The sequence below is a fragment of the Anianabacter salinae genome, assembly GCF_019061145.1.
In the GTDB taxonomy this organism is placed as follows: Bacteria; Pseudomonadota; Alphaproteobacteria; order Rhodobacterales; family Rhodobacteraceae; genus Anianibacter; species Anianibacter salinarum.
In genome coordinates, this window is the sequence record NZ_JAHQZS010000009.1 from 44,374 (window position 1) to 69,767 (window position 25,394).

The following is a 25,394-nucleotide window of genomic DNA, read 5'->3' on the forward strand; positions in this document are numbered from 1 at the left end:
GATCAGGGCTGGTCGGACACGTCATTATGGCCGGGGGCGTAATAGCCCGGCTTGATCTGCGCCGGATTGCCAAACACGAGTGAGTATGGAGGGATGTCGCCCGCCCCGACAATCGTGCCAGCCGCGATCACCGAATTATGACCGATCCGGGCCCCACCCTTGATGAAGCTGTGCGAGCCGACAAAGACATGATTGCCTAGTTCAATATCGGCCCGGTCGATCTCGTCTGACAGGCCAATGCATTTGCGATGCGAATCCGCACAATTGATCGACACGAAAGAGGCAATGTCGCATCCTTTGCCGATGCGCACGCGGGCCCCCTTGGCATTTACTTCGGAGAACCCGCCGATAAAGACATCCTCGGCGATCTCGGGTGTCCCGCCGATCCATACCAGCGGGTGAAAGCGGTTCTCCTGAAACCCGGTCATTTCCGCGAAGGCGGCTTTCAGATCGGCCTGAGCACTCATATGATGTCATCCCAGCACAGTTGTGCCCCTGATGCGATAGGCCGGGTGGCGGTCTTGCCCAGAAACTGGTCGAGGGCCTTGGGGGGCAATCCATCCCCGGGACGGCGTAGCCCGAGATTTTCGAGGGTCAGGGATGCCCCGACGGGGATGTCCAGCAAGGCAGTCACGCTGCGACGCGCCAGCACCCGCATCTCGCGCTCGGCTGGGGTCGGCTCGACCTCCGCCTGGCCTTGCATCCGATGTGCCTCCCGGATCGCGGCAATCCACGCCGCCGCGCTTTCGGGTGATTCCGAAAACCAGTGATCGGGACCGGGCAGATCGTGATCCAGCGTGAAATGCTTCTCGAACACCACGGCCCCTTGCCCCAACGCGAGAACCGCCGCGGTGCAGCCTTGGGTGTGATCCGAAAACCCCAGGATCACGTGTGGGAAGGTCGCGCGCAGCGTGGCAAGCTTGCGGATATTCACATCTTCCGGCGGCGTTGGATATTGCGAGGTGCAAAGCAACAAGACCACCGGGGCCCCAGACAGCGCATGGGTAGCCTCCAGAGAGTCCCGTACCTCGTCGAGATCGGCCATGCCGCAGGAAATCAGCATCGGCAGTCCAGTCTGGGAATAATGGCGAAGCAGCGGTAGGTTGGTGAAGTCATCTGAGCCGATCTTGATCGCAGGGATACCGATCTCGAGCAGCAAATCGAGATCGGACACATTCTGCGGCGTGGACATGAAGGTGATGCCGGAGGCGTCGCAATAGGCCTTCAGTGCTGCCCATTCTTCGGGCGAAAACTCGTAACGCTGGAACATCTCCAGCATGCTTTCGGTGACGGTTTTCCCTTGGCTTCGATAGGTGAACATCTGATCTGCACTGGCGACGAACTGGGCGGCCTTGAAGGTCTGAAACTTTACCGCATCCGCCCCGGCAGCCTTGGCCGCATCGATCAGGCCTCTCGCCCGCGCCAGTTCTCCATTGTGATTGATCCCCGCTTCAAGAATGATGAATGGGGCGCCGCCGGTTTCGATCGTGGCATTGGAAATTTGGAACATGGTCAAGGTCTTTTTCTGCGCAAACGAGCGGTCTCGGGACAGGGTCAGTTAGATCGCAGGTGCTCTAGCACAGCCGCCACACCGCGCCCATTGCAAATTGCGTGCGCGGCCTGACCCATCCCGACCAGTTTATCCGCCGTAAGCCCCTCCATGGCAGCCCGTAACCGGGGCGGATCGAGCGGACAGGCCAGATGTGCGCCTGCCGCTTCAAGCCCGGTGAAGATATCGCGTTGATTGTCCGCCAAGCAGACCGCCAAGCTGGGCAGTCCAAGCGCGCATTTCTCCCAGGTAATGCTGCCACTGCCGGTGATCGCCAGATCGCTTCCGGCCATTAGGGCAGCAAAATGATCCGGGGCTAGATGCAGCACCCACCCCCGCTTGCCCCGCAGGGACTGACCAATCTCGGTCTGATGAACGCTTGGCTGGGCCATCACCACGGTGACGTTTGTCGAGACAGTATCCAATGCCTGAAGTACGCGCAGCGTCTCACGCCCGGTTTCCCCGCCGCCCAGACACACAAAGATGCGCCATTCCGCAGACGCGGTCGGGGGAGGTCTACGTTCGGTCCGTGCCTCCAGAACCTCCGGTCGAACCAGGGCATAGGCCGGTCCCAGCAATAGTTGGCAGGTTTCCGGCACAAGACCTCGATACCGGTCAGCGTCCTGCGGCGCATAGGTCGGATCAAGCAGTAGATCGGCGTGATGCACGCGATTGGGCATATCCTCGAAAACACAGAGCCGTCTCCGGGGCACACGCACCCTCTCTTGCCAGGTTGTCCCCAGCCCATAATGATCCAGAACGACCCAATTGGCTTGTGCAAAGCCGCGATCGGCCAGACACGCAACCGCGTCATCATCTTCAGAAACCTCGGGGGGCAGGTCCAGAAAGCGGATGCCTTGTGCTACAATCTTTGCTCGAAGTTCGTCGGGCAGGGGCTTGCTTGCAAACAGGACCTGATCGCCGCGCGCCAGCGCTCCGCGCGCAAGGGTTAGGCAGCGCATGAGGTGGCCCGCTCCGATCTCGGGCGACCCATCGACCCGGAAGGCGAGGCGCAGCGACGAGTTCAATCCAGGTATCGACCGAGAATAAAGGCCTCGGCCGCCTCAACACCGACAGTTGCGCCGCGCCACCGCGCCAGGGCTTCGATCCCTGCTTGGGACCGGGGATGAGGCCAGTCGCGCAGTTCCTCGGCATAGGCTCGCATCGCCGCCAGTTTGGCAGGCAAGGTCTCGGTAATGTCGCAGAACCAATTGGGCGCGAACGCCGGCGCGCTGCCGGGTACCTGCCATTCGGTGCTCGACGGCACCTCGAAAAACATCACCTGACGGACTGGATGCCCGGTCTGGGGACGGCAGGCGGTGACAACCGCCTTGTGCAGCATCTGGTGATCGACATTTACGTCGCCGATATGATGGGTCACGACTGTGCGCGGCTTGTGAGCCGCAATCAGCGCCTCGACAGACTGGGTCACATCGAGCACCGACACCCGATCCATTGCGTTGTCAGGGAAGCTGCCATACTCCAGAACCTCGGCTCCAAGGATGGCGCAGGCAGCATCACAGGCTGCGCGCCTCCGGGCCAATTCCTCAATACCGATATCCGCGTTGTGGCGCGATCCGACGCCGTCGGCAAGAAAGGCCACCTGAACCTTCTGGCCTGCTGCCGCGTGGCGTGCCATCAGGCCGCCCGCACCCAGAACCTCGTCATCAGGATGAGCAGCTATGACAAGTAAATCACCATACATCAGTTCAATCTCTTGAAGCCGCTATGGGCAACCGGCCCGGCCAGCAGCGTGACCGGGTCGCGCCCGTCGCTTTCGCACCGTGCCACAAGCGCAAACATCTCGTCCATATGCGATAGATAGGCGGCGCGAATGTCCGGCGTATGCGCGAGGCTAGCATAGAAGGTATCGCCCGCCAGATAGCCGCGTTTCAGCATCTCTTGGGTGATCAGCGTCTTATAGGCCTGTGCATGTGGCGAGACGATAGAGAAGCCGCACAAAGCGTCCAACCCGCTGGTCTTGATCGGCACACTGTGACGGGCGGCCGCCGCAATCCATCCGGCGCGAATTTCGGCTCCGATGGCGGTGATCTGCTCCCAGCTGCGTTCGCGCTCCATTACTTTCAGTGTCGCCAAAGCTGCGGCCGGGCCGATCCGCTCGGTCCAGAAGGTCGAGGAAATGAAGCTCGATTGCGCCGCTTCCATCACCTCGCGCCGCCCGATCACGCCGGTTATGGCATAACCATTGCCAAGCGCCTTGCCGAAAACGGCAAGATCGGGCATAACACAGAACTTCTTGTGTAGCCCGCCAAAGGTTTCCCGAAACCCCGAGGTGCATTCATCGAAGATCAGCACTGCCCTATATTGATCGGCCAGCGCGCGGATCCTTTGCAGATAGCCCGGACCGGGGCCCTCATTGCGCGAAACCTCCATCTTGATCACCCCGATCGGGTGGGCTGCCAGCAAGGTTTCCAGTTCCTCGATCCTGTTGTAGCGAAACGGATGCACCGAGCCCCGCAGATCACGCGGCACCCCACGGGGTTTCAGGCCTGGCAGAAGATGTTCGTCCAGTCCTTCCTCGTCGCCCAGATTGGCGGCCAGATACCAGTCATGCCAACCGTGATAGCCGCATAGGGCCACCTGATCGCGGCCCGAAGCCGCGCGCGCGATCCGAATGGCCACCGCGTTGGCCTCGCCGCCGGACCGGCAGAACCGCGCCATATCAGCAAAGGGATGCATCTTGCACAATTCCTCGGCCAGCCACACCTCCTCGGGGGCGTTCAGCGTCGTCATGTTACCGGCATCGATGACTGCGCGCACAGCGGCGTCGACTTCGGGATGGGCATAGCCCAGCGTGTTGGTCCCGACCCCCATCAAGAGCGTGTCGATCAACCTCCGGTTATCCATATCCCAGACTATGCAGCCCTGACTGCGGCTGAAATAGGCCGGCCACTGATCGGGCAGGAACATCTCGGCCCGCTTAGACAGCAGCATATTGCCGCCCGGGATCAAGCTCTTGGCGTGTTTCCAGTGTTTTTGACCACGGCCCATGTCGGCACCTTCATTGCGGGTGATAAACGCGTTGGCTTTGAACAAGTCCGGGCGCTGGCGCGTCAGCTCCAGCACCTCGGTCCAGGTGAAGTCGGTGCGCGGGGCAAAGGCATCCACCACATTCCGGATGACATTCAGATCGTGCTGTTCATCAACGGTCCAGCGCAGCGCCGACAGGTCTTCGGCATGGGAAACGTTATGGGTGGTGAAGGCACCACTTTCGCGCAGATAAGGCGTCACATGTTCGCGGTCATAGGCGCTTTCTACCTCGTCTTGGGCGCGGCAGAGCGCGGCAAAGGAAAACATCTCCAGGTCCAGACCGTCGGGGAAGCTCGGCGGGGACACGTTCGAGACATAGTCGGCATCCTGCCCGAGATAGGCCTCGACAAGTCGGTCCACGAGCGCCGGATCAACCAGCGGGCAATCTCCGGTCACCCGGATAATCACATCCCGAGGCTGTGCACCCGCCTGACGGGCGGCCTGCCAATAGCGTTCCAGAACGTCCTCTTCCGAGCCACGCGCGCAGAGCACACGTAGTGTGCCTAAATGCGCCGCCAGCGCGTCATCCGGAGGGGCCGTTGTGATCGCAACTACGATCTTGTCGACATGTTTGGCCCTGCCCAGACGCTCCAGCAACAGATCAATCAACGGGCGGTCCCCCACCTGCATCAGCGTCTTTCCGGGCAGGCGCGAAGACCCCATCCGGGCCTGGACAATGGCAATAACCGTCACGGGAGGCTCCAGTTAGCGGGACAAATCAGATTGGTATCGGCGCTGGACAGGTGCCCGGGCAAAGGCAGCGGCTCTTGGGCCATCGCGGCCAGGATTTCGGACAGTTGCACGGCGCGCTCAACCCCCAGAACCACGACTTCCACCCCTGCGATTTGTCCAAGCGCGGTCAGCGCCGCTGCGAGCGGGCTGCGCCCGGTTTCAGCCACCCAGGCCTCCCAGGCCGCAAAATGTTCCGCCCAACGCGCAAAATAGGCGGGCCGGGTTTCGGCTGGCATCAGAAGACTTCCCTGCAGGAATACAGACCGGGCGTGGAAGCCGATGCCCCGCTCCGCGAGCCGGGCCAGCCACCCGCTGGAGATAATGCGCTGGTCGAAAACGTTCAGCGGCCCTTGCACAAGATCCAGTGCTTCCATGTCGATCAGCAGCGCAAGGTCTTCCGGATCATAGATCGATACCCCGGTGCGCAGGACTTTTCCGCTAGCCTTGGCCGCGCGGAATGCGGCGGCAAGCGCCGGATGCGAAAGATCGGCCGCATTATGGCACAAAAGCCCGTCCAGCCTGTCACGACGCAAACGCGTGAGGCTCTGATCGATATGGCGCGCGACCCAGGTTCCGATGTCCGGGCAGTCTGCATCCAGTGGGGGCAGCTTGGTGACGATCCCGAAATCCGTGATTGCCATCTGCCCCAGACGGGTCTCGGCGCTACCATAGAGGATCGCGGTATCAAGGATCTCGACCCCGTGCGTGCGAGCCAGCTCCAGGATCTCGGCAAGGGCCGCGTCATCCGGCACACCAGAGCAATTGGCGACCCCATAGTCTTGCCCAAACTGAACGGTCCCTAGTGCAAGCTTCACCCGTCAAGACCCTTCAAGACGCCGACGATGTGATCCTGCTGGTCATCCGTCAGGTCATAGAATAGCGGTAGGCTCAGGCATTCATGATAGTAGCCCCAGCTGGCCGGATAATCCTGGGGATCAAAGCCCTGCGCGCGGTAATAGGGATGCGCGGGCACGGGGATGTAGTGAACCTGCGTCGTAATCCCCTGCGCGCGCAGATGTAGCATCACTTCGCGCCGGGTCATACACAAAGCGTGGAAATCGAAGCGCGCGACATAGAGATGGAGACCCGAGCGATCGCGCGCCATCGGCTGCGCAGGCTTGATATGCGAGAACTCCGCAAACCTTGTGTCATAGCGCGCCGCCAGGGCCCGGCGTCGCGCAACGAAATCGGGTAACTTGGCCAGCTGGCTGGTTCCTAAAGCGCATTGCAGATCAGTGATGCGATAATTAAACCCCAACTCCTGCATCTCGTAATACCACGGGTTGCGCTCGTTGCTGTCAAACGCCAGATCCAAATCTAGAAACGGATCGTCGAGCTTGTTCATCCCGTGACTGCGCAGCCGGATCAGACGCCGGTACAGCGCCTCGTCATTGGTTGCGATCATGCCGCCTTCGCCCGCTGCGATGGCCTTGACCGGGTGGAATGAGAATACAGACATGTGCGAGAACCCGCCCTCGCCTACCATATTGCCATCTGCGTAGGTTCCGCCCAGGGCATGGGCCGCGTCCTCGACCACAAGGCAACCATGGCGCTTGGCGACAGCCGAGATGGCTTCCATGTCGCAGGGTAGGCCGCCGAAATGGACCGGCACCACCATCTTGGCACCCGGTGTCTGGCTGAGCACCTTGTCAAGTGCCTCGGGCGACATGTTCAGCGTCGCCGAGTCGATATCAGCAAAAGCCACATTCGCGCCCGTATATCGCGCGGCATTGGCAGTGGCGACAAAGGTGATAGGAGAGGTCACGAGCGTATCGCCCGCCGACAAGCCCGCCGCCATCGCGGCCAAGTGCAGACCTGCGGTCGCGCTGGACACGGCCACAGCGTATTCCGCGCCGGTATAGGCTTTGAACGCCGCCTCAAACATGTCAACCTGCGGGCCTTGTGTGAGCCAGTCACCCCGCAGCACATCGACCACAGCCTGGATATCATCCTCGTCAATATGATGTTTGCCGTAAGGTATCATAGGGCTTGTATTTCCTGTGTGAGCGGCGCGGTCTCCGCGCGTTTCAGTGCGCTGAAGAACGCGTCGAGATCACCGACCGGTTCTCCAAGTGCGGCTCTGAGCTTGCCGGTCGTGAGTCCCATGTCATGCGGTCGGGTGACAAGATCCAACTTGGCCGAAAGCTTTCCCGCCGAAATCAGTTCGCGCGGCAGCCCGAAATGGTCCGCAAGGCGGCAGCCGAACAGGTGTTTGGTCACGGTTTCCTCTCCTACTAGATTAAAAACCCCATGCGCCCCCTGGTCGACAAGACGATGTGCAACCTCGATGAGACGCTCCATCAGAATGGGGCTGAATACAACGTCGTCAAACAGCGAAAGGGGTTGGCCGCTGCGCAGACCGTGCAGGATGACATCCGAGAAGGACGGCTTGAAGGAAGGTCCCCATCCAAAGAAATTGGTGCGGGCGACCAGGGCCTTGGGGAAAGCCTCCTGAATGGCACGTTCCCCCGCAGCCTTGCTCGCGGCATAGACATTCAGGGGGGTTTGCTCGGACGCTTCGGTGTAGGGGCCCGGTGCCTTGCCGAACAGGTGATCGGTCGAGATCGCCACCAGCGGAACCCCGAGGCGTGCGCATGTTTCGGCGATCTTCCCAGATGCCTGGGCATTCAGGGCCATCGCCAGATCTGGATCTGCCTCACACGTTTCGACGTTGGTAAGCCCGGCGGTGTGCACTACGAGATCGGGCGCGGCCTGCTCTAGGCCCTGCCGGATCGCAGCGGTATCGCTCAGATCGATCTGCATGGCTTTCGTGCCGGACAGCTGCAACTGCCGTGCATGCTCGACACGGGTTACCTCCCATTCCTGTCGCTTAGCCAAAGCCCAGTTCAACCCCAACAGGCCACTTCCCCCGGTGATAAGCAGGCGGCGGGGCATTCAGGTCACATGCGCCCGATCGAACCGGTGTTTTCTTCAATCCAGCCGCGCAACTCCTCGACACTCATCCATTCATCATTGACGTCAGAAGAATAGGTGAAATCCGGGGCAACCAGTTTGCCATTGCCGATGCGCTCGACCGAGCTGGCCCAGCCGTGAATCGCCGGCAGGATTTTATAATGCCCGTCATAGGCATAGGTGAAGGGCGCATCTTCCGGCCCTATCATTTGTTCGTGGATCTTCTCGCCTGGGCGAATGCCGATGATCTTGTGCGAGGCTTCGGGCGCCACCGCCCGTGCGATATCCTCGATGCCGATGGAGGGGATGCGCTTGACGTAAATCTCGCCGCCCCTGGTGTCTTCAAAGGCGTGCCATACCAGTTCCACCCCCTGTTCAAGGGTGATCATGAAGCGGGTCATCCGGGGATCGGTGATCGGCAGCTCGCCGGCGTCTTTCAGGGACTGAAAGAAGGGAATGACCGACCCGCGCGAGCCCATCACATTACCATAGCGCACCACCGCAAACATAGTCTTATGCTGGTTGTTGTAGGAATTGGCGGCGATGAACAGCTTGTCTGAGGCCAGCTTGGTTGCCCCATAAAGGTTGATGGGGTTGCTCGCCTTATCCGTGGACAGTGCCACCACCTTGGCGATCCCGTGATCGATGCAGGCGTCGATCAGATGCATTGCCCCGTTAATGTTGGTCTTGATGCATTCCATCGGATTGTATTCAGCCGTGGGCACGATCTTGGTGGCCGCAGCATGCACGACGTAATCCACGCCATCGAGGGCGCGCTTCAGACGCTCAGGGTCACGAACATCGCCGATCAGAAACTGGACCCGAGGATCGTCCTGATATCGCTGCGCCATCGTCCATTGTTTCATCTCGTCGCGCGAGAAGATGATGATTTTCTTCGGATCATAGCGCGCCAAGGTCATGGCCACGAATCTATGGCCGAAGGACCCTGTGCCTCCGGTAACCAGAATGGTCGAATTTTCCAGCATTAATACATCCGCTTGTGCGTTTTGAGTATCTTATTAGGGCGGATGTCCCGTGACCAGACGATGCGAGGGTGGAGGAGCGAAAAAAGCCGTCAAATCGTAAAGACGAGGTTCAGTGTTCGCGATCCCCGGACAAGTGTCCAGCGTAGAAGTCCAGAAAATGAGCCAGTATCTCACTTTGTGAGAACTCTGCTTCGACGCGCACTGCGGCGGCATGTCCCATCTTCTGGCGTCGCTCAGGATGAGCCATCAACTTTGCCATAGCCTCTTTCAACCCCCCGGCATCACCCGAGGGATACATCAACCCAGTTTCTCCTTCGACAATCGCATCGGAAATGCCGTAAATTCGCGATCCGATACTGGGCAGCCCAAGAGCCGCGGCTTCGATGATCACCACGCCAAAACCTTCCCGGAAGCTGGGGAGAACAAGGACATCCGTTGTAATCATCTCGGACTCGGGCGTTGCGGTGAACGGCAAAAGAACCAGCCGATCCGCCGTCTCCGAAAGAACAGAGCGGATCGTATCCCCAAGACCGTCTTCATCTGGTCCAACGATAAGCAACCTGAGATTGGGGTAGCGCGGTGCAAGCTGTGCAAAGGCTTCGACCAGCACCATCACACCCTTTTCACGCTTCAGGCGCCCTAAATACATAAAGACCACATCTTCCTCGGAGAAACCAAGCTCAGCCCGCCGCCGGGCCCGCGCCGCCTCATCGGGCCTAAAGCGCGCCAGATCGACACCGCCGATGGAGCCCGCACCCAGCACATGCCCCTGCTCCGGCCCCAGCACTCCCTCAGTTCGAAGAAAATCACGTTCCGAGGCACTAACCACGATGATATCTGTGCATAACCGAGCGACCAGCACATCCAGGGCGCGGAGTAGGCGGCGTTTCATACCCGTGCTGGTGCACCAGACCTCGCCCTGGAACGTGTGCACCCGGATCGGGATACGCGCGAGCCAGGCCCCCAGAATACCCAGAAGACCGGCTTTTGGCGTGATCGTATGCACCATGTCGAACTTGTGGCGGCGACACAGGCGCCAGATCACCCATAAGGTTCTCAGGTCGGTCCCAAGGGAAATGTCCCGGCGGATGGGAATGGGTTGGAACCTTACCGGCAGATCGAACGGGGCCAGGGCCTCTGGCGCGCCGGTCGGTACCATCAGGGTAAGGTCATACCGCTCTCCAAGCCGCCGCAGATGCGGGATCAGGAACGACTGCACCATGAAGGTCGCATGGACAATCATGGCGATCTTTGCGCGCCCGGACGACGAAGAGGCGTGTGTCATGGGACAACCCGGTGCCCAAGCAGGCTGCAGGACAGGCAATGTGCAAAACCCTGAAGCGTTCCCATCCATTGTCCGCGTGCCTCGGGCGTTCTGCGCCACAATCCAATACTGCGCCCCAGGACCTGCCCAAACAACATCCATAGAAACCCCAGTTTCGACAGATCGGCATTCTGATCCACGAAAAAGGCCCGCCACAGCACGGCCGTGCGCGTACGCGCGCGCGCTCTCTCATAGCTCTGCGGCGGTACGTCATCGACATGCAAAGCGCGGGCCTCGGCGCATGCCAGCAAGGGCTGCGTCTTGCCGATGGGATAGCTGAAGATCAGGTCCTCGCAGATTGCCCAAGGGACAGGCCCGACAGGATTTTCATAGGTTTCCAGAATATCGCGGCGCCACAACGTCGCGCCACCCAACAACCACTGGCAGCGGATCGACCGATCCAGGCCCGAAATCGGCGCATTGTAACCCGACCGCCAGACCCGACCAAAGGGGCGCGAATTCATCGCGAAAAACCTGCGGAACAGCGATGGGATCTGCTCTGGCATATTCGTCAGGTTGAAGCTGATCCCGGCGGGAGCGCACTCTTGCGCATTCCAATGCGCGCGGATCTCTGCGAAGGCCTCCGGGGAGAACTGGATATCATCATCAATATACGCCACCGCCCAGATCTGTGGCGCGAGAAACTCCATGGCATGATTACGTTGCACGATCTGTCCGGGCTCGGGGCAGGGCAGCCACATCACGTTCAGGCAATTGGTAAACCCCCTCACCAGATCTTCGACATCCCGCCCCCCATCAGCGATGATTACCTGGCCAGGCGGTGTCGTCTGCGCGGCCAGGGTTTTCAGCATTTGGTTCAGCTGAACCGGACGCCCTTTCGTGGGGGTGATCACACAGATCTCATCGGCCTGGAGTGCGCGCTTCATGGGAGGTTCCGGTCCTGTTTGCGCCCGTGTGTATAAGATCGATGATCTCGTGCAACGCGGATATTCGGGGCGGGGTGAGGTAGCGCTCGCAATAGCTTTGCAGTGCCGCGCGCGCCTCTTGCGGAGCCGGGCTTTGCAAGATTTCCGACAACATGCTGCCGGACCCGATTTGCTGATGCCATGCGCCCAGACAGGCCTCCAAGGGATCAAGGGAAACAGACTCTCCCTCCGCGCGTAAGTACACCGGGCGCAACCCTGCCAGCCCGGCGGTCAGCGCAACCGTGCTACCGCGATGGAGCAAGGCGTCGCAGTCCGCCAGATCGCGCGCCAGATCCGCGCCGGACCAGACGACATTCGGCGGCAGGTGCCGCAGGGCGGGCAGCTTCGCTTCTAACGCAGAGCGCGACAAGACCGGGTGCGGCCGCAGGCGTAGGCGCAGATTCGGGCTGTGTCTGGCCGCCACAAACGCCGCCTGAAAGAGCTGTTTTGCTTCCCCAAGAATGCCTTCCGGGGCGACCAGGCAAAGTGGGCTTTCTGGCAACGTGTCAGAGGTGAGACCGGGCGGCTGGGACTGGCGGCGCACTGATCCCAGGGGCAGGACCGGAAAGCCTTGCGCTGCAAACCACTCCGCAGACACTTCTCCGGCTGTCAGAACCGCGTCGGGATCATACCTGCCCCCAAGCCGCCAGCCGGGTGCGGCCATCTTCGGAAAGAGAACCGTGTGATGGTATCCAATACAGTAAATACCCGGATGGGCGCGCCGCGCAGCAGACATCGCCAGACGCTCCCAGGCATGGCCTTCTAAAGTGAAAACCAGAAAGCGCGGGCGCAACCGCCGGACCAACTTCTCGATCTGGTCTGCGCTGCGCAACGCCGTCAGGCTGGGGCCCGTCACCGGCGCCCCCGTCAGAAACGCTGCAATATCCCCATCGCCGTGAGCGCCTGCCTGCGACAAGTGGCGCACTGCCCGCCGCAACCGTGCCGCCATGCGCCATTCCTGCACCGGGCCCGCAGTACGGCCCAGCACGACCCGTGGCACCCCGGTGGGCCGCCACTGCTTCGTCAGCACCTCCAGCCGCGCCTGGGTATGGTTCAGAAGCGCTACTACGCAGCTTGCCTCCTGCTGCGCAGCGTAGAGCGCGGGAATCTCGCCAAAATAGAGATCCCGCCCGGTCGCAGCCTCTTCCGGATCGGTCAGGTGAGAGATAAACAGGATATCCGCGTGTTCTGGCAGCTTATCCCCGACCCAGTCCGGCTGGCGCTTCAGGGTGGCAATGGCTGGCAGAACATAGGGTCCAAATCTCGCCCTCAGCCGTCCTTTGCAAGACAGCCTGCCCGAAAGCAGATTGGGATACTGCGCTAGTGTCTCGGGATGGGCATTGCGCAGATGCAGGGGCGCGAGGGCCATGCGCGCCTCTCCCTCCGGCATCTCCGAGGCCTGCTGCAACAGCCTGCGGCAGCTTTGCGCCAATTGGTCGAACTGCGCCGCGAGAGACCTTGACATGTCCGCGTTCTCAGACATCGAGATACGCCCGCGCTTCGTCAAATGTGCCCAGATTGGTCACTTTGCCCTCCGCCACGCGCAGGATCATGTCGCAGCCAAGCAAGGTGCTGTGACGATGGGCAATCATGATGATCGTCAAATTGGCGCGCAAAGACGAAATTGCTTCCATCACCGAACGTTCTGTCGCGGTATCGAGCGCGCTTGTGGCCTCATCTAGCACCAGAACCTGCGCCTGACGATAAAGCGCCCGGGCGATCCCAAGGCGCTGGCGCTGGCCGCCCGACAGGTTAACGCCTGCCTCACCCACAAACGCGTCGATCTTTTCGGGGTAGCGGTCGATTGCCTGTTCGAGATTCGCCTGCCGCGCCGCTAAGTAGGCCCGCTCGCGCGAGATATCCTCTGTCTTCTCCCCCAGGGCGATGTTTTCGAGAAAACTCGCATCGCTCAGAAACACCAGTTGCGGCACATGGGAGATATTTGCGCGCCACCCATCAAGATCATCTGCCGTCAGGACGGTCCCATCGATGCTGACATGGCCCGATTTCGGCGGCAGCAGCCCCAGCAGGATATCGACAAGCGTCGACTTGCCCGATCCAGTCTCGCCAATGATACCGACCCGCGTGCCCTTCGGAATTACCAGCGACACGTCTGACAGGACAGGATGGGCCCCTCCGGGATAGGTGTAGTTGACCCCATCAAGCGTCACGGCCTGCGTGAAGCGCAAGGACGGGGCCTGCGGGGCGCCAACATGGGTGAACTTTGCGGGCAAGGGCTGTTCGACCAAGTCAAGCACATCGCACAAGATCACCGCCGACCCCATGGCCGAGATGAAAGCGGAATAGCCCTGCTGCAAGGCCGGCATCATGCGCTGCCCGGCAAAGGCAAGCGCTGCAAACAGGGGCAATGCGCCAGTCGGATCTTCCGCCGTTGTGACCCAGAGATACGCAAAAATAGCCAAGGTTCCCATGGCAAGGGCCTCCAGCACGAAGCGCGGGAACTGGCTGAGATAGCGGATATCTGCCTGCGCCAGACGCAGGCTGACGTCGGATTTGCGAAAACTGGTTGCGAAATGACTTTGGGTGCCGGCCAGCAGTACATCGCGAATGCCCGCAAGGCCTTCATTTAGCGATTTGAACACGCCCTTCTGTTCAGTAGAAATATGATCGGCGCCGATGCGCACCCGGCGGCGCACGATTAACGTGATTCCGATATAAGCTGCGCCAAAGAACGTGATCGCGCCCAAGGCGACCGCCCAGTTCACTAGGATCAGACCGGTCAGGATGGCGCAGAACACTAGGGTAGAGGCGCAGAAATTCAGCACCGGCAGCAAAACGCCCGTGACCACCCCATCGACCTTGCGGGTAATGCCGCTGATCACATCCGCGGAATTGCGCATCCCATGAACTTCGTAAGGCTGATAGAGCGTGCGCACGAAAATCTCGTGTCCTAGATCAGCCCCTGCGAGATAGGCGAAACGTATGCTGAGGCGCAAAAACAGGATCCGCAGGCTCGCGGCGCTAATAGACGCCCCGACAAACAGAACGGTGGCCGCCAGAATGAAATCGCTTGTCTCCTGAAGCCCGAACCATTCGATCAACGGGGCCAACATCGGTTGGGCAGCCACGGTTTCCGGAGCGAAGATAGCAGAAACAAAGGGCAAGACCGCCCCCAAGCTGATGATCTCAGCAAATGCCGCCAAGATCATCGCCCCAAACAGCCCGTAAAACTGCCGTCGTCTATGGGCCGGCAGGCATGCGACCAACCGAAAGACCATCGCAAAGAACCTCTGATGGGAGGATGAGATCAATGGGACACCCCCGACTGGCTCAGAACCTTCTGCGCCGTCATCCACAGGATCTTCAAGTCAAACAACACCGAGCGCCGTTCGAGGTATTCCGCATCATAGTCCACTTTCACCGGGATTGGCAGGTCATCGCGCCCGTTTACTTGCGCCCAGCCCGTCAGCCCGGGCACCAGGACATGGACGCCGCATTCGGTGCGCGCGGCGATCAAGTCGTCCTGACTAAACAGCGCCGGACGCGGGCCGACAAAACTCATGTCGCCGCGCAGGATCGACCACAATTGCGGCAGCTCATCGAGGCTGCTTTTGCGCAAGAACCCCCCGATCGGGGTCAGGTATTGGCCCGGGTCCTTTAGTAGATGCGTGGCCACATTGGGCGTGTCCTCCCGCATGGACCGAAATTTAGGCATCCAGAACGGCACGTTGTTGCGTCCAACCCTCTGGGACCAGAAAAACAACGGCCCTTTCGAGGTCAGTTTCACTGCCAGCATCACCGCCAGAAACACAAGGGCAAGAGTTGCTGCGAGAATACCAACACCCAGCAAATCGCTCAAACGCTTTATCATGGGGCTAGGTTTATTGGTTCAGAACGGCCTCGATAGCCGGATGCAGGTGCAGCAAGCCCACCAGCTTGCCCTCGGACGTAGTAACAGGCAGATCCCAGATCCGTTTCTCGCCCATCAGCTTCACCGCGTCCGTGAGCAGCGAGTCGGGCGCCACGGTCGTTGCGGACTGCACCGAATGTATGATCACATCATCCGAGAACAGAGCTGAGAAAGGCTTCTGGATATGCAGCACCTTACGGCGCAGATCGCCATCGGTCAGCACTCCCAGCAAGGTGTCTTCGGCGTCGCAGATGCAGACCACGCCCAGCCTGAATTGTTCCATCCGCTCAAGCGCGACCTTGAGATAGGTGCGAGGTTCGACGACCGGGAAACTGTCTAGCGCGAGAGCAACTTCTGAAACGGTCGTCAACTCAGCTTGGGGGGTGGACATTGTCTTCTCCAAATTTTTCCAGGATTTCCAAGCGCGTTGTATGGACGATCTGCGCCTGTGACAGGATGTTTTCCAGATACTGAATATCGAGAACGGTGTTGGCATCCGACAGCGCCGCCGGCGGGTTGTCATGGGTTTCCATGAACAGAGCGTTGATCCCGCAAGCCGTGGCCGCCCGCACCAGATGCGGAATGAATTCGCGTTGCCCGCCCGATATATTGCCCATCGAAGTCGGCATCTGGATCGAATGGGTACCATCAAAACAGACTGGATAGCCGGTCTGAGCCATGATCGGGAAGCAGGTCATGTCGTTGACCTGCATGTTGTAGCCCAGGAAAGTGCCGCGATCAGTAAGCAGAACTTCGTAACACCCGGCCGCCTCTAGCTTGCGTACCGAGTTCTTCATGTTCCAAGGACTCATGTATTGCCCCTTCTTAAGGTGCACGGGACGCCCGGTTGCGGCCGCCGCTTTCAGGATTGTGGTCTGGCGGCACAGATAGGCCGGAACCTGCACCAGATCACAGACCTCACCCGTGGCCGCCGCCCAGTCGGGCACCGAGAAATCCGACACGACAGGCACGCCGAACTCGCGGCGCACTTCCGACAGGATCTCCAGACCCTTTTCAAGGCCGATGCCGTGGAAGCTGTCCGGAGAGGACCGACAATCCTTGTCGTAGCAGGATTTGTAGATCCAGGGCACGTTAAGTCTTGTGCAGATTGTCGAGATCCGGTCAGCCATCATGAGGGCGTGATCCCGGCTCTCGATAGCACATGGCCCCCCGATATAAACCAGGGGCTCCGTCCCGCCGATAGCGACTTTTGTTACGTCGCCGTAGCCAACGGTGAATGTCTTTGGAAGGGTATGGGGGGTCAAAATAATCGGCCTTCTTCTTCTACTGGCTTAGCTGTTCGGCAATCCAGTTTTCAAGCTGTGCCCTGCCCAGCAAGATGGGGATTCCATGAGCGGCTTTATCATCAGATGCCAATAGCCCTGAAGGGTCGTAATAGCAACTTGGCTTGCACAGGTTGCGGGCAATTAGCGCTGTCGAGGTGAAGGGCACACTGACCACGATCGCACTTTCGGCGATCACCCGATGGGCCGAGATGCTCGGGTCTATCGAGACAACCGTTTCGGTGCGCTCCACCAGGTCGTTCTCGACCTTTTGATAGTGTGGATGGGTGCTCTTAGAGACCTCACGCTTGCGCTTCCACATCATCTTCAGATCATGTTCCGCGCAGATCTCCGCGACATCGCGCAGGACCGCCGTTGCACAAATAGAGTTGTAATATTCGAAGACTTGTGCTTGACTAGCATGCTTGTAGAGCCGGTAAGGCTGGATATCGAATAGGGCCAGCTTCTTGCCTTGAATGGCGGGAAGATCGGCTGACCCATCTACGAATGGCAAATCTCCGACCACGTGAAAGTGGGGCGTCTCGGCGCTTTGCGGCAGGACCTCGCGGATGAACGCGGCCTGCACCTCGTTCCAGACCACGTAATTGGTCCAGTTCATTAAGGGCCAAGCCCCGATCGACAGGTCTGGCTCCCCCGCCTTCAGGATGGCGCTGTTATTGACCGAGTAGAAATAGAGATAAAGGTCCGCCCCCTTACGCGCGGCCCCATAAGTCCAGATGGGCCGGTAGATATACCCGGTGTGGCTGAACCAGTATTCAGCGGCCAGATCCTCGGCTGGGGTGAGATGCGTGACCCGCGCCTTGGCGGCGTCTGCCAGCAGAAGAGCATGCCACCAGCGACCGCGCAGAAGATCCCAGAACGACCGCAGAATAGCGGCCAGCGCCCAAAGAACGAACTGCGCCCATTTGGACCAGTCGGGCAGGGCGACCAGCTCGGAGGAAAGAACGACCACCTCCGGCGCGCCGGAATGGCGGGGGGCAGACAGCCTGCCCGAAGCCGCGAGGGTACGGATCGCCGGTGAGCGACCGGACCAGCGGTGATGCCAACTGAGCAAGTCATAGCGGTCAGAGAGCGGCCGCTCTGAGGGCAGGTTGCCCTGGACCGCACCCACAAAGACCGCCGTAGATTTGGGGGCGGACAGGCGGGCAGAGGAGGGCCGCGTATGACGCGCTAGGCGCGCGATTGTCAAGATTCCGTAGCCCCAGACAGCAACAACATAGCCAAGCCATACAAGACGCGACAGGGATTGCCGTGTAGGCACCCCCTTCTCGGCCAGCAGGCGCAGGATATGTGGGGGCAAGACATGAATACCGCGCGCGCCGCCGAAAGCGGCCAGGATGGATCGATGCAATCCCACACCCGCCACGCGGATCATCAGATACTGGCGTATTATCAGCTCGGATATGCCCAGCGTGTCATGGAAAATATACCCGCTGGCCCGGGTCGAGAAAGCCGGGAGACTCTGGTGGGAAATATCGTGCTTGATCTGCACGATCAGCGGCAACCGCCCCTCGGTCCGCATTCGGCTCTGGCCGCGCAGAACCGCGTGAACGCGGTTGCGATAGCACCGGCGCAGAGGGGCAAGCATCCAGCGCTTCAGGCCGCGAAGACCCGCCTTAACCTGCATCCGCGCCTCTGTGTGTAAAGACGAATTCGGGGATGCTGTGGCTGGCAAACCCGGATTTGAATTCGTTAATTGCGCGCTCTTTCGGTGTCTGACGGCCCGCGCTCACCCGCCCCAGACGATACCAGGGCAGGCCCCAAGCCTGAAACGTCGCGATGGCATGGTGCTGCACTACATGGCCTAAAGGCTTATCGAAAAGGTCTCGGTCATAGGCAGCCACGCTGTAATTGGCCTCGGTCGCGGACAGCGTGAAATACCCGGCCCCGACCAACGTGTCTCTTCCGTCCCGCAACGTGACCAGCATGCCGTGCCCGGCCGTCAGCGCCTCATACTGGCAATCCCAGGTCGCCTGGGACCGAGTCGCCCGCCCGGCCACCCGCCTGTGTAGCGCTTGAAACGCGGCCCAGTCTTCGGTCTGGGTGCCCGAATGCACCTGCGCCCCCCACAGCTTGAGGCCCTGCTTGATCAGGGGTTTGAAGCTTTTTCGGAAATTACCCTGCAGATCCCCCGGGGCCTGCCGCAGATCGACATAGAGCGCGAGATCGGGGCGCGGATCGGCCCCCGCCATCATTGCCTGCCGCGGCCAGTCCGCAAGGCCGGCACGATCTTCGCCGACAAACAGGCTCTGGCTCTCCCAGCAGTCCGCGCCCAGCGTTTCTGAAACCCTCGCCGCCAGGTCCTTGCATTTAGCCACCAGCCGTGCGCGCGCCCGGGGCGGTAGGGTCTCCACCCACAGAGGCGGCAGGCAGTACAGGCCTTGCGCGCTCAGCCGCGATTGGCCCTCCGCCGTGACGACACTGAGCGGCCACAGACCGACGGGTTGTCCTCCGAGCGTGACAACAAGACTCAGATCATCGAGCCGCGAGACATACTCGGAAAAATACCGGTCCTGAAATGTCAGCACCGGCGGCGTATAGGCGACGGGGACATAGGCGCATTGCGCCAGGGTCCGGGTCCAGAGTTCATGCGACCAATGCGCGCGCGCAACCTCCAGCCCGGCTTCTTGGCCCAGCGTGATGATCTGCGCATCTGATAGCATCGCCGTTCCCCTCTTGCCTGTTGCCAAGATCAGTGTCGCCTGTGCCACGCGCACTCTTTACTGAAGGGTCATGCAAAAGAAAATGCCACAGGTCTCAAACATTGATTCTTGGGGCGCACTGCCCCAAAAAGCGGTCAAACATTCGGGTATTCGGAGGCAACAGATGCAGCATATCGTTATAATCGGGGGCGGCTATGCGGGGGCGATGACGGCGGTACTCTTCGCTCATGACCGCAATTTCTCCGTCACCGTGGTCGAAAAGCAGAACCGTCTCGGCGGGCTCTACAACTCGGCCTGGGAACACGACGGGCTGCATTTCGATTACGGATCGCGCGCCATCCTGCAAACTGGTGTGCCCGCAGTCGACGATGTCATCTTCTCCATTCTGCCGGACCAGGAATATCCGAAAACCACGGAGAACCTGAAGGAATTCTCCTTTCAGAACGGCACCTATTGCAGCCACTCGAATTGTCTTGATGCGCGCACCTTGCCTGCGGATATTCTGGCCAAGGGCAAGGCCGAGCTGCTGGCCATCGAGGATCCGGGCAAGGCGTATACCGAATACGACACACTGCAGACCTATGCCCGGGCGACCTATGGTCCGACCCTGACCGAGGCTCTGATTGCGCCCGCGATGGAGAAACTGACCGGCCTGCGCTGTGAGGCCCTTGATCCGATTTCCCTTTTCCTGCACGGTCTGCACCGCATCATCGTGACCGACAGCATCGAGGCCAAGGCGCTCAAGGCCGAAACTGCGTTCAATGACAGCCGCCTCGCTTTCGCCCGGTTTGACGATCATGCAAGTTCGATGATCAAAACCTATCCGGTGCGCCACGGCCTGTCGGATTATTGCGACCGAATTCGGGCCCATCTCGACAGCCTGCCCAATGTGCGTCTACTGCTTGAGACGGCGACCACTGCAATCGAAATGGAAGGCCGCTTGGCCAAGGCCATCACGCTCGACAACGGCGAGACCATCGCCTGCGATCATGTGATCTGGTCGATCCCTTCCATTTTCCTCGCTCGCGTGATGGGGCAGGACATCACCGAGCTGAAAGGTCCGACCTTCCGCAACAGCGTGCTGGCACACTATGTCTTCGAGGGGGAAATTCTGAACGAGTCATATTTCATCTACAACTATGACCCCGCCTTCCAAAGCTATCGCAGCACCTTCTACGACAATTTCAGCAGCCGCCCCGAAGGCGTGAAAACGATGACGGTCGAGATGTTCCACGATGCGCTCGACCCGGATCTCGACCAGCTTGAGGGCGCCATTTTCGAAGAACAGAAAGCAATCGGGGCGATCAGCACGGATGCGCGCATCCGCACCGCCCATTTGCAGTTCCACCGCGGGTCCTGGCCCAATTTTGCCGCCGGATTTTTTAGCAACCAGGCCGAGGTGAACGAAGCCATTGGAGGGGCCTATGACAACATCCATCTTGTGGGCAAGGCCAATGGCAAGCACCACAGCTCGGCGCTGGTCCATGATGCCCATAGTCTGTTTTTAGAGCTGGGTGGAACAGAGCCGAAGCGGGACGTTGCATGACCAACGGGACCGAAGCCGCCCACATCTATTTTGACAGCGAGTATGCGACGCGCGGGTTCGAGGCCCAGCGACGCTATCCCAATGAAGAACTGTGCCGTTTCATGGGACGCAATTACTTCGGCCTGTCCCCTCAGGCGCGGGCGCAGACGACAATCTTAGAAGTTGGGTGTGGCGCAGGCGCGAACTTGTGGATGATCGCGCGGGAAGGCTTCGAAACAATCGGCATCGATCTCAGTGCGCCAGCCATCGCCTTGTGCGAAAGGATGCTCGCGAAATACGAGACCTCGGCGCAGCTGCACGTCGCCAGCATGACCGAGTTGCCGATTGCGGACGCCCTTGTCGATGCCGTCGTAGATGTGTTTTCAAGCCACTGCCTCGACCAGGCACAGGGAGCCGCGTTCCTGAAGGACGTGCATCGAGTCCTGAAGCCGGGGGGGCGGTTCTTTTCCTATTTCCCTTCTGCTCGATCCGACACATTCACCGACCGGAACCATCCCGATCCGGCGTTCCCGAACCGGATCGATGATGACACCCTGAACGGCCTGCATCGGGCAACAGGGCCTTTCGTGGGCAATATGCATCCGTTTCGATTCCTGCATCCCCGTCGCTACCGGACGCTGCTCGAAGAAGCGGGTTTTGCGGTCACGCAATGCGAAACCCTGACCCGCAGTTACCAGAACGGGGCCGAGATCTTCGAGTTTGTCGCGATCGAAGGGCAAAAACCCTAAGAGCCGATCGAGTGGGCAGGACCGGGGGGCGTCCCCTTTGGTGTCCGGAGGCCGATAGCCAATTGGAGCAAGGGAATACGATCACGGTCCTGGGCTTGCGCCGCGTCCCAGAGTTAGTCGAGAAACATTGCAACTGCCCGTTCACGCGCTGCTAGAGCTGCCGCACACTGACCTTCAGGCTGAAATAGGGGTGCCAACGATAATGAACTTCCCGTTCTTCCCCGACATGGGCAGAATGAACGGGTGATGGCCCTGACGTGGAAGAACGCCCTGTTCGCCGACAACCTCCGCTCCACCCTCGACGGACACCCCAGATCCCGCATCGGGAACCTCATGCCGTGGCAGCACGCCGAGCCGTCAAGCCTCGCCGCATAGAGTAACGTCATCGCTCTTACGTTTTCGTTTGTTTTGGTGGCCGTTTTTACCTATCAGGCGCGGTGCACGCCCCAAGATGTGCGTACCACTTGAGCGCGCCTGAATGAGACAGTTCCGCCGTTCGTTGAGAGAGGGAACATGATCAAAACCGCATTAGAACGCCTTGCGCGTGTGAACCGCTCAGGGGCTTCGGCGAGCACTTTGTCTGACGATCTGGCGGCAAAGCTAGTCCATTTGAAAACCTACGGCTACGTGCAGTTCGATCACTGGGTGGGCAGCCCCGGCATGGCGGCGCTGCAAGCCGATTATCTCGACCGGCTTGAAAACAAACTCGAATTCGAGATGCCAACGCTGGCGCAATCTCGTGTTGACCGTGAGCGGGATGCTGATCTGATCGCTTCCAATTTCCTTGCAACCACCGAACAGCTTGCAGCGCGTGGTCTGACCTTTGATCGCGGGAACGTCACCGACTATGCTCAGGCCGTGCGCGAATTTGAGCCCTCAACGCTCAAGGTCTACCTGCCCGACACGCCCGCCTGGATGCAGATGTGGCTTGATCCACAGGTTCTGTCGGTGGTCGAGGCATATATGGGCTTCCGCCCGGAACTGACGGAAGCCTATTTGCGCCGCAACTACCCATCGAAGTTCGTCGTAATGAACCATGCTTGGCACCGGGACCGTAATCACGAGACCCATTTGCTGAAGGCCTTCTTCTTTCTGTCCGATTGCACGCTGAAGACCGGCCCGCACCACTATATCGCCGGGTCGATCAAGAACCGGACGCTCGATGGCAGACCCTATTTCACCAACGAAGAGGTGGCTACCGCCTACGACGGCCCGGACACCCATGTGGTCGTCTCGGAGGTGCCCGCCGGCACATTCATCCTTGAAGACACGCGCGGCCTGCACAAGGCGGGGATCCCCGAGGAAGGCTATCGCGACCTAGGCTTTGCAACCTTCCTGCCGCCGATCGCCCTGCGCAAGCGCACGCCACTCTATCACGTCTCGCACAGCACTGCCTCCGCACTGAGCCCGCAACAACAGGCTTATATCCCGGCCGGAAACATCACCAAGTAAGAAAGCCCTCGCCCCATGTCGTACGCCGCCCGCCTGGCCCGCCGCCGCGCTTTGAAACAGAAGCTGCAGAACCGCGAACCGGTTTTTGGCGGCTGGGTCTCCTATGGAGATCCCGCGATCACCGAGACCTTTGCCATGGCAGGCTTCGACTTCATCGCTATCGACATGGAACACACTACACTCTCGCTCGTGGACGCGCGCACCATCATCACCTCGGCCCAGTCTGAAGGTGCCTGCTGCCTGCCGCGCCCGGTCAGCCACACCAATGACATTCTGAAGCCGCTCCTCGAAGCGGGCGCAGACGGCATGTTCATCCAGATGGTCGAAACTCCCGAGCAGGTCCGCGTCCTGATCGACGCGATGAAGTTCCCGCCCTTGGGCAAGCGCTCCTACGGGGTTAACCGCGCCCATGGCTATGGCTTTGATTTCGACGCGTACATCAATGACTGGAACGACAGCTCCTCGCTGATCCTGCAGATCGAAAGCATCACCGCCGTCGAAAATATCGACGCGCTTCTCGATTTCCCGGAGGTCGATGGCGTCATGGTGGGTCCATACGACATCTCCGGCAGCCTCGGCGTCCCCGGCCAAACTGATCATCCACTGGTGCGCGAAGCCGGTGCCAAGGTGGTCAACGCCGCCAAGCGCGCTGGCAAATCCTGTTGCACCCAGATCGCCGATGTAGCGCCCGAAAAGGTTCGCGATGCGTTCGATCAGGGCTTTACCTTCATGATCCTCGGAAGCGACCTCTTCATCCTGTCGAAATGGGCCGACGATATGAAAGCGGTCATGGCGGAGATCAAGGCATGAGCTATATCGAGGAGCTTTTTGGGATCGCGGGCCGCACCGCCATATTGACCGGTGCGGGTGGGCATCTCTGCGGGGAAATGGCACGAAACTACGCGCGCGCGGGCTGCAATGTGGTCGTTACCGACTTGCGGGTGGAGAAGGCGGAAACCGTTGCAGCCGAGATTATGGCCACCGGGGGCCAGTCGATTGGTTTGCAACTCGATGCGACCTCGAAGGAGGGGTTCGAGGCGGTCTTGGCCAAGGCGGTCGAGACGTATGGCCCTGTGTCGATTGCGGTGAACGGGGCCGGGATCAACGCCTCCACGCCGTTTCTTAAGATCGAGGAGACCGACTGGCACGCAGTGATTGACAGCCAGATTACCTCGACCTTCCTCGGCTGCCAGGTGTTCGGTGCGCATATGCTGGAGGCGGGCTATGGCAGCATCATTAACGTCAGCTCCGCCAGCGCTGGGCCGCCTTTGTCAAAGGCCTATGCGTACTCGGTGGCGAAAGCCGGGATCAAGAACCTGACGCAGAATCTGGGCCGCGAATGGGGCAGCAAAGGCGTGCGCGTCAACGCCATCCGGCCAGGGTTCTTCCCCACCGAGTGGAACCGGAGAAACTTCATCACACCTGAGCGCGAGGCCGCGATTCTCGGCCACACGCCCATGAGCCGCTACGGGGCACCCTCGGAGCTGAATGGAGCTATGATCTGGCTCGCATCAGATGCGTCGGGGTTCGTGACCGGGGCGGAGGTCGCAGTTGATGGCGGTTATTCAGCGATGACGATCTGAAGGCCCAACCGAAAACTAAGTTGTTTGATTTCAGACAGTTATGATTCTCTCGAGTTGCGACATATGGAGGCCAAGATACACTGGACGGGAATTACTCGATCTGCCGATGACGGGAGCGGTCAGCGATACTCAAAGCCGTCTCAAGAATCCCCATGAGTTGGAGTGCGCCGCTCGGGCTGGACCATACAGGCGGCACTTTTTGACCGGGGCGCGGCGTTCCTTTATTCGAATTGGTTGGGGTTGATGTAGCCGATCGAGGAAGGCAGCCAGATGGTATTGTAGACGTTGTCGATGAAGTTTGGCAAATCCTCTGCGACGTCATCGAAGGTCTTGTATTCGGTCACATAGACCGCCTCGACCTTCAGTGTCTTCATGAAGCTTTCGGCTTTGGCGTTGTCATAAGTAGTCTTTCGACGGCTCATGGACCCGAAGAAGCCGCGGTGCTCAAGTATGCGGCGGTGCCGGGACGCGGCATAATGCGCACTGAACTGATGCGGTGGATGCCCCCACCAAGCGGCATCTTGTATGCCATGATGGTTTCATCGGAACCGAGCGGAGGGCACATTGATTACGACGAAGATCAACATGCTGCCGATCGACCTGGCGAAGGGCAGCTTCCAGGTCTGCGCCGTGGGGCCGGAGGGGGTGGACTTGCCCGGATTTCGTGGAGAGCGTTTAGCTCACTTCGAGCGCCCTTCGCTCGAAGGCGATGGGGCTCTGGAAGCCGAGCGATGAATGCCGCCTGACGGGATTATAGAACCCGTCG

25 protein-coding genes are annotated in these 25,394 nt (G+C 60.0%); 6 read left to right on the top strand and 19 right to left on the bottom strand.

The features are described 5' to 3' along the window. Positions 1-2: 2 nt before the first annotated feature. The 18 genes from KTJ87_RS17385 to KTJ87_RS17470 all read right to left on the bottom strand — a co-directional run bounded on the left by KTJ87_RS17385 (position 3) and on the right by KTJ87_RS17470 (position 19,367). A complete protein-coding gene (locus tag KTJ87_RS17385) occupies positions 3-467 on the bottom strand; it encodes an acyltransferase (RefSeq protein ID WP_267140425.1) in 465 nt (154 codons plus the stop codon). Then, positions 464-1,510 carry an N-acetylneuraminate synthase family protein gene (locus KTJ87_RS17390; protein ID WP_267140426.1) on the bottom strand — a complete coding sequence of 349 codons (1,047 nt, stop codon included), beginning with the start codon at positions 1,508-1,510 and terminating at the stop codon, positions 464-466. The genes KTJ87_RS17385 and KTJ87_RS17390 overlap by 4 nt, the downstream gene beginning before the upstream one ends. A 44-nt stretch (positions 1,511-1,554) precedes the next feature. Continuing rightward, positions 1,555-2,577: a UDP-2,4-diacetamido-2,4,6-trideoxy-beta-L-altropyranose hydrolase gene (pseG, locus tag KTJ87_RS17395; protein ID WP_267140427.1), complete on the bottom strand. Its 1,023-nt coding sequence runs from the start codon at positions 2,575-2,577 to the stop codon at positions 1,555-1,557. Beyond that, positions 2,574-3,254, bottom strand: a complete 681-nt coding sequence (locus KTJ87_RS17400; protein ID WP_267140428.1) for a PIG-L deacetylase family protein — start codon at positions 3,252-3,254, stop codon at positions 2,574-2,576. Before KTJ87_RS17400 ends, pseG begins: the two co-directional genes overlap by 4 nt. After that, complete coding sequence (locus KTJ87_RS17405; protein WP_267140429.1) at positions 3,254-5,293, bottom strand: aminotransferase class III-fold pyridoxal phosphate-dependent enzyme; 2,040 nt, start codon at positions 5,291-5,293, stop codon at positions 3,254-3,256. The genes KTJ87_RS17400 and KTJ87_RS17405 overlap by 1 nt, the downstream gene beginning before the upstream one ends. Further along, positions 5,290-6,147 carry an aldo/keto reductase gene (locus KTJ87_RS17410; RefSeq protein ID WP_267140430.1) on the bottom strand — a complete coding sequence of 286 codons (858 nt, stop codon included), beginning with the start codon at positions 6,145-6,147 and terminating at the stop codon, positions 5,290-5,292. Before KTJ87_RS17410 ends, KTJ87_RS17405 begins: the two co-directional genes overlap by 4 nt. Next, a complete protein-coding gene (pseC, locus tag KTJ87_RS17415; RefSeq protein WP_267140431.1) occupies positions 6,144-7,316 on the bottom strand; it encodes a UDP-4-amino-4,6-dideoxy-N-acetyl-beta-L-altrosamine transaminase in 1,173 nt (390 codons plus the stop codon). Before pseC ends, KTJ87_RS17410 begins: the two co-directional genes overlap by 4 nt. Then, positions 7,313-8,227 carry an SDR family oxidoreductase gene (locus KTJ87_RS17420; RefSeq protein WP_267140432.1) on the bottom strand — a complete coding sequence of 305 codons (915 nt, stop codon included), beginning with the start codon at positions 8,225-8,227 and terminating at the stop codon, positions 7,313-7,315. Before KTJ87_RS17420 ends, pseC begins: the two co-directional genes overlap by 4 nt. Before the next feature lie 5 nt (positions 8,228-8,232). Next, the gene (gene pseB / locus KTJ87_RS17425; protein ID WP_267140433.1) at positions 8,233-9,231 is read right to left on the bottom strand and encodes a UDP-N-acetylglucosamine 4,6-dehydratase (inverting); all 999 of its coding nucleotides are present in this window, start codon (positions 9,229-9,231) and stop codon (positions 8,233-8,235) included. Between the two features lie 109 nt (positions 9,232-9,340). Next, on the bottom strand, positions 9,341-10,516 hold the full coding sequence (locus tag KTJ87_RS17430; protein ID WP_267140434.1) for a glycosyltransferase family 4 protein: 1,176 nt from the start codon (positions 10,514-10,516) through the stop codon (positions 9,341-9,343). Next, positions 10,513-11,442, bottom strand: a complete 930-nt coding sequence (locus tag KTJ87_RS17435) for a glycosyltransferase family 2 protein (protein ID WP_267140435.1) — start codon at positions 11,440-11,442, stop codon at positions 10,513-10,515. Before KTJ87_RS17435 ends, KTJ87_RS17430 begins: the two co-directional genes overlap by 4 nt. After that, positions 11,417-12,850, bottom strand: coding sequence for a hypothetical protein (locus KTJ87_RS17440; protein ID WP_267140436.1), 1,434 nt, complete (start codon positions 12,848-12,850; stop codon positions 11,417-11,419). The genes KTJ87_RS17435 and KTJ87_RS17440 overlap by 26 nt, the downstream gene beginning before the upstream one ends. Before the next feature lie 106 nt (positions 12,851-12,956). Next, the gene (locus KTJ87_RS17445; protein ID WP_267140437.1) at positions 12,957-14,720 is read right to left on the bottom strand and encodes an ABC transporter ATP-binding protein; all 1,764 of its coding nucleotides are present in this window, start codon (positions 14,718-14,720) and stop codon (positions 12,957-12,959) included. A 29-nt stretch (positions 14,721-14,749) separates the two neighbouring features. Further along, on the bottom strand, positions 14,750-15,301 hold the full coding sequence (locus KTJ87_RS17450; RefSeq protein ID WP_267140438.1) for a sugar transferase: 552 nt from the start codon (positions 15,299-15,301) through the stop codon (positions 14,750-14,752). A gap of 22 nt (positions 15,302-15,323) precedes the next feature. Further along, entirely contained in the window at positions 15,324-15,743 is a 420-nt protein-coding gene (locus tag KTJ87_RS17455) for a CBS domain-containing protein (RefSeq protein WP_267140439.1), read from the bottom strand. Next, the gene (kdsA, locus tag KTJ87_RS17460) at positions 15,724-16,617 is read right to left on the bottom strand and encodes a 3-deoxy-8-phosphooctulonate synthase (protein ID WP_267140440.1); all 894 of its coding nucleotides are present in this window, start codon (positions 16,615-16,617) and stop codon (positions 15,724-15,726) included. The genes KTJ87_RS17455 and kdsA overlap by 20 nt, the downstream gene beginning before the upstream one ends. Before the next feature lie 19 nt (positions 16,618-16,636). Continuing rightward, positions 16,637-18,283, bottom strand: coding sequence for a polysaccharide biosynthesis PFTS motif protein (locus KTJ87_RS17465; RefSeq protein WP_267140441.1), 1,647 nt, complete (start codon positions 18,281-18,283; stop codon positions 16,637-16,639). Continuing rightward, positions 18,273-19,367, bottom strand: coding sequence for a FemAB family protein (locus tag KTJ87_RS17470; protein WP_267140442.1), 1,095 nt, complete (start codon positions 19,365-19,367; stop codon positions 18,273-18,275). Before KTJ87_RS17470 ends, KTJ87_RS17465 begins: the two co-directional genes overlap by 11 nt. A gap of 115 nt (positions 19,368-19,482) precedes the next feature. Between KTJ87_RS17470 and KTJ87_RS17475 the strand changes: the two genes are divergently transcribed. The 5 genes from KTJ87_RS17475 to KTJ87_RS17495 all read left to right on the top strand — a co-directional run bounded on the left by KTJ87_RS17475 (position 19,483) and on the right by KTJ87_RS17495 (position 24,628). Next, positions 19,483-20,865 (top strand): NAD(P)-binding protein, encoded by a 1,383-nt coding sequence (locus KTJ87_RS17475; protein WP_267140443.1) that lies wholly within the window; start codon positions 19,483-19,485, stop codon positions 20,863-20,865. Further along, a complete protein-coding gene (locus KTJ87_RS17480; protein ID WP_267140444.1) occupies positions 20,862-21,593 on the top strand; it encodes a class I SAM-dependent methyltransferase in 732 nt (243 codons plus the stop codon). Before KTJ87_RS17475 ends, KTJ87_RS17480 begins: the two co-directional genes overlap by 4 nt. 513 nt (positions 21,594-22,106) lie before the next feature. Then, positions 22,107-23,045, top strand: coding sequence for a phytanoyl-CoA dioxygenase family protein (locus tag KTJ87_RS17485; protein ID WP_267140445.1), 939 nt, complete (start codon positions 22,107-22,109; stop codon positions 23,043-23,045). Positions 23,046-23,060: 15 nt separating this feature from the next. After that, on the top strand, positions 23,061-23,855 hold the full coding sequence (locus tag KTJ87_RS17490; protein WP_267140446.1) for an HpcH/HpaI aldolase family protein: 795 nt from the start codon (positions 23,061-23,063) through the stop codon (positions 23,853-23,855). Further along, positions 23,852-24,628, top strand: a complete 777-nt coding sequence (locus tag KTJ87_RS17495) for an SDR family oxidoreductase (protein WP_267140447.1) — start codon at positions 23,852-23,854, stop codon at positions 24,626-24,628. The genes KTJ87_RS17490 and KTJ87_RS17495 overlap by 4 nt, the downstream gene beginning before the upstream one ends. A 221-nt stretch (positions 24,629-24,849) precedes the next feature. Here KTJ87_RS17495 and KTJ87_RS17500 read toward each other — a convergent pair whose 3' ends face one another. After that, positions 24,850-25,050, bottom strand: coding sequence for an IS3 family transposase (locus tag KTJ87_RS17500; RefSeq protein ID WP_267140448.1), 201 nt, complete (start codon positions 25,048-25,050; stop codon positions 24,850-24,852). Positions 25,051-25,213: 163 nt separating this feature from the next. Here KTJ87_RS17500 and KTJ87_RS17505 point away from each other — a divergent pair, with 163 nt between their 5' ends. Next, the gene (locus KTJ87_RS17505) at positions 25,214-25,363 is read left to right on the top strand and encodes a hypothetical protein (protein WP_267140449.1); all 150 of its coding nucleotides are present in this window, start codon (positions 25,214-25,216) and stop codon (positions 25,361-25,363) included. Positions 25,364-25,394 lie beyond the last annotated feature (31 nt).